The organism is Chitinophaga agrisoli (genome assembly GCF_008386695.1).
Classification (GTDB): domain Bacteria; phylum Bacteroidota; class Bacteroidia; order Chitinophagales; family Chitinophagaceae; genus Chitinophaga; species Chitinophaga agrisoli.
Genome location: NZ_VUOC01000004.1, coordinates 890,697 through 904,437, shown reverse-complemented (window position 1 = coordinate 904,437; position 13,741 = coordinate 890,697). Strand labels below are relative to the sequence as shown.

Below are 13,741 nucleotides of genomic sequence, written 5' to 3'. Positions count from 1 at the left end.
TCAGTCCCTTCTCAGATGCAGGCCATAGATCATACGGGCGCCTTTATACTGCTCATATAAGGGCAGCGCGTTTTTGGCCATATAATAATGCCTTACAGATTCATCCACAATACGTTCCTTGCGTTCCACCAGCCGGAAGCCATGCCCGGCCAGCAGCTGTTCAATATCCGCTACATGGTGTACAAAATTGGCTACCGCCATGGGTTTGTTATGGTGCTGGAAAGTACGTTTACCGCCCTGCGCCAGCACATCCGGGTGAAAATCCGTGATGATGATATCCGCTTCCTTTTTCAGGATCCGGCTCCAGGCGCTCAGGGCTTCCGTAATGTCCTGGATATGCGCTACAGTAAGGGTAGATACGATCACATCGAACGTGCCGTTTGCCACATCCGTAAAGCGGTTGTCCGTTATCTTACGGGTATGGGCGGCGGGGAATTTCTCCTGCAGGCGTTGCAGCATACCGCCGGATACGTCAAACCCCGTAAGACTGCCCGGGTTGGCCTGGAACAGCTTGGCCCAGTGCCGGCCGGTGCCGCAGCCAATATCCGCTACCTGTTTATCATCCAGCAGTAAACCGCCCAGCAGTTCCGGAAACAGCGCTTCGTCCATATCCAGCATCAGGTTGCCGGGCTGCTGGTCATAATTCTCTGACCACAGGTCATAGGCCTCTTCTGAAGGTTTTTCCACTAAAACAGGCTGGAAAATGTTCCCGCGGATGATCTTTTTTATCGTGTTGAGCAAGGTGGTATTAATTAAAATTCAGATATACTAATGTATTGAATACGAGTGTTAATTACCCGGGGTTGCCTGTGTTTTATTTAACCCCACAGGCAACCCGCCGGCATAACTGCACGTATATTATAAACATTCATTTTATATACAGGGATTAGTAATTGATAATCAACAGATACAGGTTAATGTTAAAGCAGGTTATTTTATGAGCAAGATCTTATTATTCAATCCTAAAAGCGCCAATGCCAAACACCGTATTCCCAATGCTATATTAAGTATTGCCGCATCTATAGAGGGCAGGTATGACTGGGTGATCGTAGACGGCAACTGTGACCTTGACCCGGTGGCGACAATATTGTCGTACATAGGCCAGGGCGATCTGAAATATGTGGGCATTACGGTAATGCCCGGCCCCCAGCTAAAAGGGGCTATTGCCGCTTCCAAAGCGGTAAAGGAACAATACCCGGAGGTAACGATCATCTGGGGCGGATATTTCCCTACCAACCACCCGGGCCCTACGCTTAATTCCGGTTATGTGGATTTTGTGATCAACGGCCCTGGCGACTATGCCTTTCCCCGCCTTATAGACGCCCTGGAGAGCAATGCGCCCTATGAGCTGATCAAGAACCTCATTTACCTGGATCCGGCCGGTAAAGTGAAGAAAACCCCTAAAGAAGACCTGATAGAGCAGGATACCCTGCCCGCACTGCCATATGATAAGCTGAACGGGTTCTATAACATCCGCAAGCACTACCTGGGCAAAACCTACCTGGGCGAAAAGACCATGGCCTACCATTCCAGTATAGGCTGCCCTTTTACCTGCTCTTTCTGCGCCGTGGTGCCTACCTACGAGGCCCGCTGGAAAGCAAAATCTGCCCAACGCACTTATAACGATATCAAATACATCAAGGATAACTGGGGCGCAGACGCCATTGAGTTCCATGATAACAATTTCTTTGTATCAGAGAAACGTACCGTGGAGTTCTGCAAACTGATCGGGAAGGAAAAGATGAAATGGTGGGGTATGGCCCGTATTGATACCATGAGCCGCTTTAAGGACGAATCCCTGGCGGCTATGCGCGATGCAGGCTGCACGATGATCTTCTTTGGAGCAGAAAGCGGTAACGACGCGGTGCTGCAACAGCTGGATAAAGGCGGCACCCAAACCGGTAAACAGATCATCGAGTTTGCGGAGCGGTTAAAGCAGTTTGATATCATCCCGGAATATTCCTTTGTACTGGGCACGCCCGCGCCTACGCCGGAGCAGGTACAGGCGCAGATCGATTTTGACCTGCATTTCATCAAAAAGGTAAAAGCGGTGAACCCCAATACAGAGATCGTGATGTATACCTACAGCCCGGTGCCCATGGAAGGCTCAGAGATGTACAAACAGGTACTGGCCAGCGGCTTTAGCTTCCCTAAAACACTGGAAGACTGGATAAGCCCTGCCTGGGAGAACTTTGACCTGCGTAAGAACCCGCTTACGCCCTGGTTAAAACCGGAGATGATAGACCGCATCCGGAATTTTGAAACGGTATTAAATGGCGTATATCCTACCGCTACGGATATACGGCTGAACACGTTAAAGAAACGCGCCCTTAAACTGGTAGCCGGCCTGCGCTATAAGGTGAACTTGTATAACTACCCTTATGAGATAAAACTGCTGCATAAGGTATGGCGTTACAGGCAACCGGAAATACAGGGCTTTTGATATGAGTACATGTAGTCAGACACTGCCGGAAAAAAGAAGCGCCTCTTATGTCGCTTTTGAACAGCTATACCTGGGCGTACGGCAGCAGGAGCAACGTATCTATACGGATGAGCAGCTGCGGCGGCTGCCGGATATAACGCCTAGTCACCGCCATGCGGGGGAGTGGGAGATCCGCAAACGCTCTGCGGCACGGCTGCTCAATTACCTGCGCGGCAAACGCCGGCCCCTGCACATACTGGAAATCGGTTGCGGCAATGGCTGGCTCTCTGCCATGCTGGCGGGTATAGCAGGCGCCAATGTAACCGGCATGGATATTAACCAGGTAGAGCTGCAACAGGCGGCCCGCGTTTTTAAACAGGATAACCTGCAGTTTGTTGCGGACGATTTTGCGCCTGGCCGTTTCCCGGGCATACAATTCGATGTGGTGGTATTTGCGGCCTCCCTGCAATACTTCTCTCCGCTGGGAGATATGCTGCAACAGGTACAGCAATGTTTAACAGCCGATGGGGAAATACATATCGTGGATACCATGTTCTACACCCCGGAGCAGGCGGCGGATGCGCAGAAACGTACCGTGGAGCATTTTACCAGCCAGGGCTATCCCGCTATGGCGGCGTATTATTTTCATCACCGCCTGCAGGACCTGGAGGGTTTTAACTACCGCATCCTGTTCCACCCGGCGCAGCTCATTAATAAGCTGTTCCGCAAACATCCTTTTTACTGGATATGTATTAACAGATAATCATGACAGGAACCTCCATCTACCATACTTTCCAGCGTTACCGCACTTTGCAGACGGACCGGATAACGGCCTTGCCCATCGTGATACTGATGCCGCACAGCGCCTGTAACTGCCGTTGTGTGATGTGTGATATCTGGAAGGATAACAAGAACCTGAAGCAGTTGACAGAAGCGGATGTAAATGGCCTGATGAACGCACTCCGGAAGTTTGGTACACAACAGGTGCTGATGTCTGGCGGCGAGGCGCTATTAAGCCCTAATTTCTTCCGCCTCTGCCAGATCATAAAAAGCCAGGGTATCCGTATCAGCTTACTCTCTACCGGCCTGGCCATAAAACACCATGCGGCAGATATCCTGCAATGGGTGGATGATGTGATCATTTCCCTGGATGGGGATGAAGCGTTGCATGACCAGATCCGTAATATCCCCCACGCGTTTAAGAAATTGCAGGAAGGGATAGCCGCCTTAAAAGCAGTTAACCCGCAGTTCCGGGTCACCGGCAGAACGGTGATCCACCGGCTTAACTACCGCCAGTGGCCGGCTATTATTGCCGCCGCCAAAACCTTGCAGCTGGACCAGATCAGTTTCTTACCGGCAGATGTGAGCAGCAATGCCTTTAACCGCCCTACCGCCTGGGATGAGCCGCGGCAGGATGAGATACTGATCTCCGAAGCGGAGCTGCCGGCCTTGCAAACTATCGTGGATAACATCCTCCTCAACAATAAGGACGATTTCCATACCCGCTTCATCGCGGAATCGCCGTTGAAGATCCAGCATATCTATCAATACTACAGCGCTTTCTACGGCCATAACGCCTTTCCTTATAAGAAATGTAACGCCCCCTGGGTATCTGCTGTTATAGAGGCGGATGGCAGCGTGCGCCCCTGTTTCTTTCATGAGGTGATGGGCAATATCCGGGACGCCTCGCTGGAGGATATCATCAACAGTAAAAAAGCCATCGCCTTCCGTAAGTCGCTGGATATGGATAAAGACGACACCTGCGTAAAATGTGTGTGTGCATTAAATTTACGGCCAGGGGCTAAATTGAACTGACGATCATTATGAACAACATACTCTTCACCCATTCCTATCATCTCCGGTTCGACCCAAAACAATGGGCCATAGGGCAGCCATACCCGCCACTGGGTACTATCTATGCGGCTGCGCTGATGCGGGAACATGGTTACAACGTATCCTTATATGATGTGATGTTCGTACAGGACCCGCAGGCAGTAAGCGTACAGCTGGACCAACACCGCCCGGACTTTTTCGTGATCTATGACGATGGGTTCAACTATCTCACCAAAATGTGCCTCACCAATATGCGGGAGGCCGCCTTTACCATGTGTAAGCTGGCAAAGGAACGGGGTTGTACGGTGATTGTTTCCAGCTCAGACGCTACAGACCATTACGCGGAATACTTAGCGCAGGGCGCAGATTTTGTGATCATAGGCGAAGGCGAACAAACCTTGCTGGAATTGACGGAGCGTATAAAAGCCGGTCATACAGATTTTGCCGCCATCAAAGGGCTGGCCTATAAGGCAGATGGTAAACCTGTTACTACCCCCGGCCGCGCCGTTATGCGCGACCTGGACATACTGCCCCTGCCGGCCTGGGACCTGGTAGATATGGACCGCTATAAAGAAACCTGGCTCAAAAGCGCCGGTTATTTTTCCATTAATATGAGCACTACCCGCGGTTGCCCCTTTAAATGCAACTGGTGCGCCAAACCCATTTATGGCAACCGTTACAACTCCCGTAGCCCGCAGCATGTGGTAGGGGAGATGAAGCTGCTCAAGGAAAAATACCAGGTAGAACATATCTGGTTCTGTGACGATATCTTTGGCTTAAAACCCGGCTGGGTAAAGGAGTTCTCCCGCATCCTGGAGGAGGAAGACCTGCATATTAAATTCAAGATCCAGTCCCGGGCAGATCTGCTGGTAGAAGAAGGCTTGGTACAGGCGCTGGCCAGCGCCGCCTGTGATAATGTGTGGATAGGCGCGGAAAGCGGCTCCCAGAAAATACTGGACGCTATGGATAAGGGAACTACTATCGCCCAGATCCACGAGTCTACCCGGTTGATGAAACAGTATGGTGTTAAACCTTCTTTTTTTATCCAATTTGGCTACCCGGGAGAGACCCGTGAAGATATCCTGCTTACCATCAATATGATCAATGAGCTGCTGCCGCACCAGATAGGCATCTCCGTATCTTACCCGCTGCCCGGCACCGTATTCTACGAGAACGTAAAAGCGGAGCTGCAAAAGAAGACCAACTGGACAGATTCTGATGAAATGGCGTTGATGTTCCGCAACACCTTCCCGCCGGCTTTTTATAAACAACTGCATGCCTATGTGCACCAGAACTATCATAAACACCTGGCCAAACATAATATCCGGCAGCTGTTGCGCAACCCGTTCAGGCTTAGTATGGCCCGGTTAAAGGCCGCCTGCTCTGTGGTCTATTATGCGCCGCTTACTTTTATTGAGAAACAGAAGCTGAACAGACTGGAAAAAGCAACGGCATGAAAGCGATCACCAGCAGTAATGAACATTTTGCGCAGGCTGCCTTCAGCAGCCAATCCGGCGTATTTGACGCGCTGTACAGCGGTAATACCATCATCCAATATAAACGGGAGCGCGTACGCCAGCATGTATTAAAATATCTGCAGCCCGGCAGTAGCATCTTAGAGCTGAACAGCGGCACCGGCGAAGACGCTATCTTTTTCGCACAAAAAGGGTTTAAAGTACATGCCACGGATATCTCTGCAGGCATGCAGCAGCAATTGCGGGATAAAGTGGTGCTGCACCAGCTGCATTATGTAGTGAGCAATGAATTGTGTTCCTATACCCAGCTGGAACAGCTGCGGAATAAAGGCCCCTATGATCTTATCTTCTCCAATTTTGCAGGGCTTAATTGTACGCAAGACCTGGATAAGGTCTTACAATCCTTCTCATCCCTGCTAAAACCTGGTGGCATGGTCACCCTGGTGGTACTGCCCAGATTTTGCCTGTGGGAAACCCTGCTGGCGCTCAAAGGTAAATTCAGGACGGCTTTCCGCCGTTTCTTCAGCCGGCGCGGGCGTACAGCCCATGTAGAAGGCGTGTATTTTAAATGCTGGTATTATTCCCCATCCTATATCCGGAAACAGCTGGCCGCGGATTTTACCACGCTCAGCACAGAAGGGCTTTGCACCATTGTGCCGCCATCCTATATAGAAGGGTTTGCAGAAAAACATCCGGTGTTGTATAAAGGAATGACCAGGCTGGAAGATAAGTGGAAGAGCGCCTGGCCCTGGCGGGGTATAGGGGATTATTATATCATCTCCCTGCGAAAAAGAGGTAGCACACTGTTATCAGAGTGCTGATATTGGCGGTTATTTACCGTAACGCTGATTGCTCCAGCAGGGAAAATACCTTACGCTCGTAACGTTCTATCAGCTTCTCCTGGAATGCGCCGGGGTCTGGTTTGGCCACATGCGCGCTGGCGGACATGCTCATCACGGTGCCCCTTAAATTCAGCTTCTGCAACAGCGTTTTCTTATGCCACCGTTTGGCGGTGATCTTCATCAATACATTTTCCATCCAGTTACCAAGGCCATTATTCAGTATCTTTTCCACCAGGCTTTTGGAGCTATGTTTTTGTAAGGGCGCTACGGTGGCCGCATCCATATCCTTATTAGGCAGATAGTGATGCGCCCAGTCATTGGCGTTATAAAAAGCAGTGAATGCGTCCCTGCCTTGTAAGGGAATAAGGGTCACCACTTCAATGGCGGTATAGATATTCTTTTCCACGATCTGCAGCTGGGCCTCATCCACATAATAGTTCATACAGTAATAATGCTGTTTGTTCACCAGGAAGGTAAGCTTCTTAAAACAATGCATAATACTGCGCGCAATCCAGAGCCGGTTGCGTTGTGTGATGATGAAAAGATCGATGTCAGAATTCTCATCCGCAAAATTCTTGGAAAGTGAACCGGATACGCCTATGCCGCGCACATAAGGGAAACGGATCAGCCATGCGCCCACCCGTTCCGCCTTGTGCAGCAGCTCCAGCGCCTTGCGGTTGCCCTTACTGCGCCGGGCCGCTATATCCGTGTTGTTTTTGAGGGAATAGTAATCCTGGATATGGAAAACAAGCTGTTGCTCCGTTAGCGCTTCCAGGGCCGCCCGGAAAGTGGCCGGTTCGCAGCTGTTTTCCAGGAAGGCGTATATCTCGTCAAACGTTAACGGGTAGTCAAACATATCAAAATATGCAAGCGTAGCCAGTATGTTGTCTTTGATCCTTAACATAGTGCTGATGATTCTTTGTGGTGTATCGGGTAATGGGAAAAGATCAGTAGGGAGAAAAAGGCGGCATAAAAGAAAATGCCTTTGTCGCGGTCCATAATGTTCTCAGACAGGCACACGGCCGTGGTAACGGCCAGGAACGCAAACAACAACAGGTCCTTATGGCGGAAGGAGGCCCGGAAACCATATACCAGCGTACATACAAAGATCAGCAGCCCAATAGTGCCAAACTTAATAAAGAAGCTGATGAACTGGTTATGCGCATTCAGGTTAGTTAAATACGAGCGGTAGAACTTATGCTGGAAATATCCTTCCCGCAGCAGCGCCACCTCTGATCCTGCACCATAGCCAATAACGGGCGACTGCACGCCTATCCGCATCGCAATATCCCAGCGGGCCATACGGGGATCCGTGAGCTCCCCGGGGTTACCCCTGCGCAGGTCCTTTTCCAGTTCCGTTACATAACGCTCCCGGAAATTGCTGGCGGTATAGATCCCCGCTATGATCAGCAGCGATAACGGTATTACCACCATCACAAAGCGCAGCCGGCGTTTGCCGCTCAGCAGGAAATAAGGTACGGCCAGGTTAATGACCAGGAACAGGGCAATGAACACCGCCCGGGAGCTCAACTGTATAATGCCTGCTGCCAATAAGCCACAGCAGGCCAGGTAAAAAAGCCGTTGAGGGCTCGTAGTAGCTTTTGTCAAAAGGTACAGGGCATATACCAGCGCTACGGCCACCTGCATAGCCAGGTAGGTAGCGTGCATACCCACGGGTAATGAAAAATTATGATTGAGGAAAGCCGGTGTAAACAACAGCGGGAGGCTTTGATGATAATACCCGATAGTGACCAGCGCATGCAGGAACAGGTAAGCGGTTACCGCCGCACAGGTAAGCATGAATACTTGCAGCAGGTTATCCCGGTATTTACCCAGGTCCAGCGGGTTAAGGCTAAAGACCAGCGGCAGTAGCAGAATGGTGACCTGCATACTTAGCTCATTCAGCCCCTCCGGCCGGCTGCCGGTGTATATAAGGCTTAGCAGCGTGAGGAAGAACACAGAGGACAGCAGCATATTCCGCCAGCTTATCACCGGCTTTATATCCTTTTTACGCAGATGGATCAACGTATGCGCAATAAGGCTGATCAATATGATATGGCTATAGAACATGTCGAACGGCAAACTTACCAGGAACAACATGATATGGAAATAGCTGATCTTATTGGCCAAACCGTCTTCTATGCAAAATAGCTGCTTCATGCCTTGCTTTTTTGATAACTTTCCAGTATAAAAGCCTCATACTCGTTGATCACTTTCTCCCAGTTAAACTGGTACTGGATCTTATGCAGGTTGTTCTGTATCATGATCCGCTCTGTATCTTCCCGTTGTACGGTTTCTACCAGCTGCCGCACGTCCGATGCGTCATTAAAATAAAAAGCGTCTGTGGTAAGTACGGATTTGTTGAACGGGTTGTTGTGCGCGGCTATCAGCGCCTCGCTGGCCATAGCTTCCAATAGGGAAGGGTTGGTGCCGCCAACACTATGCCCGTGAAAATACAGGTAAGAATTATTCTGCAGGGAGCGTACCACGCTGTTGTCAAAATTGGAGCCTTTGAACTGGATCCGCTCATCATGCTGGAATTTCTGGGTAATGAACTTGCCAAATTTGGTATTGGTATTGCCCAGCACTTTGAAGGACTTATCAGAATTACTGTTGCTGAAACCGTCCAGGATCAGCTCAATATTGTTCTCCGGTTCCATGCGGGCCATCAGCAGAAAATAGTCTTCCTTTACCCGGCTACGGTCGCTGTCAAACATTTTCCTTTCCTGTTCCGTATACACATCCGCGCCATAGGGGATGTACTGGCTGTCGATATGGTATTTCTCCTGCAGGTAAGATTTGATCACCAGGGAATCTGCTATATAGAACTGGCTGTATTTTACGGCCAGCTTTTCCGCGTATTTCAGGAAGCGCTGTACGGGTTTGGCGTATTTGGCGCGGTTCCATTCCAGCCCGTCCATATTGCTGATGATCACGCTGTTTTTAGGATACAGCATGCCCCATACGGAGCTGCTGGTATAACCCATCAGCAGGATCACGTCAAACTGCCGGCGGCGGGCGTCCATCAGGCAGTTAAGATCGTAGATGAATTGTCCGGCGGTGCCTATCTTATACTCCGGGTCATAACAATGCACTACCTGTACGCCGTTCCATGTTTTTTCCTGGTAGGGATGGTTGTGGGAGTTGTACACGGTTACCTCATGCCCTCTCTGCACCAGTCCTTCAGACACATATTCGGCAATGTGCTCAAACCCCCCATAATTGTTAGGGATACCTCTTGTTCCTAAAATAGCAAGCTTTAGTTTCATAAATAATTTTTTGGTTGTAGCAGGCTATAGAATAGCTCACTGCTATGTTTCCAGTTATAGTGCTTATGTATATGCTGCGCCACCCCTTGGGTGAACGTATCGTCCGGCGGCGCATCTATGATATCGGCTAATTTCTGTTCAAACTCTGCCTCGTTATCCGGGTCAAACGTATAGGGCGCAAAGAAGTTAAAGTCTTCCATGGCGGTGGCGGAAGAGCATAATACCGGCGCCTGGCAAATGGCCGCCTCCAGCGGCGGTATGCCAAAACCTTCTGCCCGGGAAGGGTATACAAACAGGCGGCAGGCCCGGTAAAAAGCGGCCAGGTCTGCCTGTGTTACCTGTGGCAGCCAATGGAAATAATGTTTTTGTTCACTGTCTAACCCGGCAATTAATTGCGTAAGGGCGGGCACCTGTACGGATTCCTTGCCAATAAACACCAGCGTTATACCACGCCGGTACAGGCGTAGCCGCAGGTATTTCTGCAACAGCAGCAGCTGGTTCTTACGCGGCTCTATACGGCTTACGTACAGGATATAATTGCTGATGCCAAATTTCTCATAGACCAGGTCCGCAGCCTCCTGCCGGGAGGTTTGCTGTTGTAAAAACCCATCGCTGGTGCCATTAGGGATCACGTGCAATGCCTGCGCGGGAATGTTATAATGATTGCTGATGCGCTGCCTGGAATAAGCTGATACCGTGGTCTTGATCTGCGCCTGTTTAATGCTTCTGCCAAACAACACATGGCGGCTCAGGCGGAAGAAAGGGGAGAAGGCCGTTTTAAAATCATTGAACAACACATCATGCAGGGTGACAATATACCGGCAACCGGCGGTATTCCTGGGGCTGATGTATTGAAAATGCGCAAAATCAAACCGGTACTGCCGTATATAAGCCGGTATATCAAAAATATAACGGAGCAGGCCCGCGCTTTTTTTCTGGTAAGGTAATATATGGCTGGCCGGCAGCTGGGGAAATACGGACTGTATATGCTGCACATTCCGTGCGCCAAAATAAATATCCAGCTCAGGATGGTCTGCCATCAGCTGCGTATACAATTCCCGCAGAAAGGTTTGCGCCCCCTGGAACTCACGGTCAAATACGTGCGCATCTACAAATAATGTCAGCCGGCTATCCCTCATAGATCACCTTTTTACTGTTAGCGGCACTATTGATATAACCTGTTTCCTCTTTGCCAAAATTGGTCTTTACGGAATGATAGAACACGCGCAGCGTTTGCTCCGGTAAAAACGACATGAGCAGCAACAGGTAGTTCTTTATATGAAATGGGCTGAGCCGCATTACCTGCAGCAGGTGGGCCCGCGCCCTGGCAGGCTGGTAATTATTCCACAGGTATTTTTTACCCAGCAGGGCATGATAAGCGCCTTCTTTAATACGGGGCGCATGTTGCCGTTTGCCTATCTTCAGCAGCTCCTGGCCATCTTCTCTGGTGATGTTGCCTTTGCTTAACGCCTCGTACTTGATCCGGCGGAAAAGCGGTGTGCGCCATCTTTCATCAATGGTCACGGATTCCGGGTTTAACCGTACTTTGATCAGTACCTCCTGCAGGTTGCAGGCATTTTCCTGTTTCAGCATACTGGCCCATAACAGGTGGTCCTCAAACGTATAGGCATGTTCATTATAACCGCCCATCCGCAGCACGGCTTCTTTTTTATAAAATACGCTGGAGTGTATAAAAGGGCACACCCGGTAAATAAGCCGGTTCATCTCTTCACTATTGTTGCCGGTGGGGTGATAGGTGAATACGTAATTGCCTGTTACATCAATATAATCCACTGATGCGCCCACCAGGCTATAGCCGGTATTAGCCGTCAGGAAATCATACTGCACCTGCAGCCGCTCCGGGTAACAGATATCGTCCGCATCAAAACGGGCTATATAAGGGGCGCGCGCATAGTGAAGCCCCTTGTTCAAAGCGGCGGCTACGCCTCTATTCTCCTGGTTAATGACACGGATCCGGGCATCATTAAACGTGTTGATCACGGATAAGGTATCATCCGTAGAGCCATCATTCACGATCAGCAGCTCAAAATCCGTAAAGGATTGTTCCATCACGGAGCGGATGGCTTCGCCTATGTATTTGCCGGCGTTGTATACCGGCATCAGCACGGTGACGCGGGGATCAGTCATAAGCGGGCCCTCCCTGTACCGTAGCCGTTTCCTTTATGTTTAATAGCAGTAATAGTTCAAATAATACCAGTACGGACAGCTGCTCAAACCAATAATCAATAAAGAAGATGCCCATCATCAGCAGTAACAGCGGAATGCCGTAGGTAAGCCTGCGGTAATGCCGCCAGAAAAAGCCCAGGTATGCCGCCAGGAACAATAGCAGGCCCAGTACGCCGTATTCTGATAACAGCTGGTCATACACAGAAAAAGGCGTATTGACCAGGGAGTGGTAACCAGACTGCCGGCTAAAAAAGTTCAGGTACAGATCCAGGTGGTTGTGCATAAAATCAGTATTGATATAGGTATGCTTTTGCGGGAAACCGCCGGCAAACCCAAGCCCGGTGACCCTGAATGCCAGTTTGGAAGAGAAATTGCCCATACCGTTGCCCAGCAGTATATGGCCCGGGTGCTGTACGATAAAACTAGCGGTCTGCAGCAGGCCAATCGCTTTACCCGGCAAATGCGGGGTGGGTATGGCCCCCGTGGCATATGGCAACACAGGGCTATAGCGGTGTATAAATTGTACAATGGGGTCCTCTAATGATACGGGATCTTTAATAGATTGATAGGAGGCGGAATGGATTGGCGGTTCCGGTAACAGCAGCTGTTCCTCAGCCGGCTGGACATTTGGGTGCAGCCTTTTTAGCTCCGCGTGCCATACCCTGGTCAGGCTATCCATATAAAGGATAGCGGTCTTTTGCCGCCGTTGCTCTGCTGTCAATACGGAATCCGGCTGTTGCGCCATTTCCAGCAGGGAAACCTCGCGGTGAGGTGCTGCCGGCTTTTCCATGCCCGCCATCTTCTCTATATTATTGCCCACATATTCCAGGTTCTGGGGCGATACTTTTGACATAAACACCAGCAGGAAAATGAGGCATACCACTACAAAGCTTTTCTGATCCCGGTTGCTGCGGAAACAGAACAGGAAGCCCAGTATCAGCACTACGGCAATGTTGAGGATATTGCTGGCCGTAAGCAGCAGGGCAGCCATACATACCAGCAGCCATAGATATTGTTTGCGCGTGAAGAAATAGATAATGCCCATGGCATTGATCACCGCATTGGTAGTGGAGGTATCAAATGTAAGCCCGCGGATATAATCCCCGGTATTAATAAAGTATTTCTGGTATTGCGCCTGGTAGGTATAGGGGTTCAGGTCCCTGATCTCCCATATAATACTAAGCAGGTTGCCGGCAGATACGGCGGCATTCAGCACAAAGAACACCAGCAGGGTATGATGGATCTTTTCCGTGCTTTGCTGGTCAACCGATAGCTTTACCTGGTGAATGGCCAGCAGGCAAAGCAGCCAGAAGCCTGCGCCGGTAAGGAACACCAGCAGGTAGTTGGGCTCGCGGAAGTCGCCGTTTACCAGCATGCCCAATAAGGCCACTGCGATGATCAGCGGGTAAAAAAGCGGCAGCCTGGGATCCCTGAGGCGGAAGCCGAACCTGAAATTGGGCTGCAGGCAATAGACCAGCACAATAGCCGGTATCTTTACCGCCAGCTTTACATTCAGGAATAATAGTAGTAGTATAAACAGCTTCCAGTCTATATAGTCCTTCCATCTTTTCAGATCAAAACTGGCGCCGGTGCTCATGTTATATACATATGTTTACGGTCAAAAGGGAATCTGCTCCGCAAACAATACGATTGGAATATATAATGGGTTGCCTGTCAGCTTAAAAAACGGGGAATAAAGCAGTTGAACACCGG

At 50.1% G+C, this 13,741-nt stretch carries 12 protein-coding genes; 5 read left to right on the top strand and 7 right to left on the bottom strand.

Going from position 1 to position 13,741, the window contains the following annotated elements:
- Nucleotides 1-741 (bottom strand): class I SAM-dependent methyltransferase, encoded by a 741-nt coding sequence (locus F0L74_RS22700; protein WP_149840204.1) that lies wholly within the window; start codon nucleotides 739-741, stop codon nucleotides 1-3.
- A 196-nt stretch (nucleotides 742-937) separates the two neighbouring features.
- Between F0L74_RS22700 and F0L74_RS22695 the strand changes: the two genes are divergently transcribed.
- The 5 genes from F0L74_RS22695 to F0L74_RS22675 are packed head-to-tail and all read left to right on the top strand — an operon-like array spanning nucleotide 938 to nucleotide 6,551.
- On the top strand, nucleotides 938-2,443 hold the full coding sequence (locus F0L74_RS22695) for a B12-binding domain-containing radical SAM protein (protein ID WP_149840203.1): 1,506 nt from the start codon (nucleotides 938-940) through the stop codon (nucleotides 2,441-2,443).
- Between the two features lies 1 nt (nucleotide 2,444).
- Complete coding sequence (locus F0L74_RS22690) at nucleotides 2,445-3,185, top strand: class I SAM-dependent methyltransferase (RefSeq protein ID WP_149840202.1); 741 nt, start codon at nucleotides 2,445-2,447, stop codon at nucleotides 3,183-3,185.
- 2 nt (nucleotides 3,186-3,187) lie between these two features.
- Complete coding sequence (locus F0L74_RS22685) at nucleotides 3,188-4,237, top strand: radical SAM protein (protein ID WP_149840201.1); 1,050 nt, start codon at nucleotides 3,188-3,190, stop codon at nucleotides 4,235-4,237.
- 8 nt (nucleotides 4,238-4,245) lie between these two features.
- Complete coding sequence (locus F0L74_RS22680; RefSeq protein ID WP_149840200.1) at nucleotides 4,246-5,712, top strand: B12-binding domain-containing radical SAM protein; 1,467 nt, start codon at nucleotides 4,246-4,248, stop codon at nucleotides 5,710-5,712.
- The gene (locus F0L74_RS22675; RefSeq protein ID WP_149840199.1) at nucleotides 5,709-6,551 is read left to right on the top strand and encodes a class I SAM-dependent methyltransferase; all 843 of its coding nucleotides are present in this window, start codon (nucleotides 5,709-5,711) and stop codon (nucleotides 6,549-6,551) included. Before F0L74_RS22680 ends, F0L74_RS22675 begins: the two co-directional genes overlap by 4 nt.
- 13 nt (nucleotides 6,552-6,564) lie before the next feature.
- On the opposite strand, the gene F0L74_RS22670 is transcribed toward F0L74_RS22675, so the two are convergent.
- The 6 genes from F0L74_RS22670 to F0L74_RS22645 are packed head-to-tail and all read right to left on the bottom strand — an operon-like array spanning nucleotide 6,565 to nucleotide 13,625.
- The gene (locus F0L74_RS22670) at nucleotides 6,565-7,476 is read right to left on the bottom strand and encodes a nucleotidyltransferase domain-containing protein (RefSeq protein WP_149840198.1); all 912 of its coding nucleotides are present in this window, start codon (nucleotides 7,474-7,476) and stop codon (nucleotides 6,565-6,567) included.
- Nucleotides 7,470-8,732, bottom strand: coding sequence for an O-antigen ligase family protein (locus F0L74_RS22665; protein ID WP_149840197.1), 1,263 nt, complete (start codon nucleotides 8,730-8,732; stop codon nucleotides 7,470-7,472). The genes F0L74_RS22670 and F0L74_RS22665 overlap by 7 nt, the downstream gene beginning before the upstream one ends.
- Nucleotides 8,729-9,841 (bottom strand): DUF1972 domain-containing protein, encoded by a 1,113-nt coding sequence (locus F0L74_RS22660; protein WP_149840196.1) that lies wholly within the window; start codon nucleotides 9,839-9,841, stop codon nucleotides 8,729-8,731. The genes F0L74_RS22665 and F0L74_RS22660 overlap by 4 nt, the downstream gene beginning before the upstream one ends.
- On the bottom strand, nucleotides 9,838-10,980 hold the full coding sequence (locus tag F0L74_RS22655; RefSeq protein ID WP_149840195.1) for a glycosyltransferase family 4 protein: 1,143 nt from the start codon (nucleotides 10,978-10,980) through the stop codon (nucleotides 9,838-9,840). Before F0L74_RS22655 ends, F0L74_RS22660 begins: the two co-directional genes overlap by 4 nt.
- Nucleotides 10,970-11,989: a glycosyltransferase family 2 protein gene (locus tag F0L74_RS22650; RefSeq protein WP_149840194.1), complete on the bottom strand. Its 1,020-nt coding sequence runs from the start codon at nucleotides 11,987-11,989 to the stop codon at nucleotides 10,970-10,972. The genes F0L74_RS22655 and F0L74_RS22650 overlap by 11 nt, the downstream gene beginning before the upstream one ends.
- Nucleotides 11,982-13,625: an O-antigen ligase family protein gene (locus F0L74_RS22645; RefSeq protein ID WP_149840193.1), complete on the bottom strand. Its 1,644-nt coding sequence runs from the start codon at nucleotides 13,623-13,625 to the stop codon at nucleotides 11,982-11,984. Before F0L74_RS22645 ends, F0L74_RS22650 begins: the two co-directional genes overlap by 8 nt.
- Nucleotides 13,626-13,741: the final 116 nt, after the last annotated feature.